Source organism: Paenibacillus soyae, from assembly GCF_024623455.1.
Classification (GTDB): Bacteria; Bacillota; Bacilli; order Paenibacillales; family Paenibacillaceae; genus Pristimantibacillus; species Pristimantibacillus soyae.
On the sequence record NZ_JANIPJ010000085.1, the window covers coordinates 1 to 282 of the forward strand.

1 rRNA gene is annotated in these 282 nt (G+C 51.1%); it reads left to right on the plus strand.

Features of this window, described 5'->3' with window-relative positions:
* Positions 1–100 (plus strand): 16S ribosomal RNA (locus NQZ67_RS30105); the annotation flags it as partial.
* Between the last annotated feature and the right edge of the window lie 182 nt (positions 101–282).

Sequence of the window (282 nt, forward strand, 5' to 3'; positions counted from 1 at the left end):
TAACCCGCAAGGGAGCCAGCCGCCGAAGGTGGGGTAGATGATTGGGGTGAAGTCGTAACAAGGTAGCCGTATCGGAAGGTGCGGCTGGATCACCTCCTTTCTAAGGATATACCCGATCTCGATGAAGGTCGGATAGGAAGCATAAGCTTCCAACAGCAACTCTCAGGCAGGATTGTTGCTCGCTCGTTGTCAGTTTTGAAAGATCAATTTCGATCTTTCTGGAGTTCTATAGCGAATAGAATACCCGAGGGCCTTTAGCTCAGCTGGTTAGAGCGCACCCCT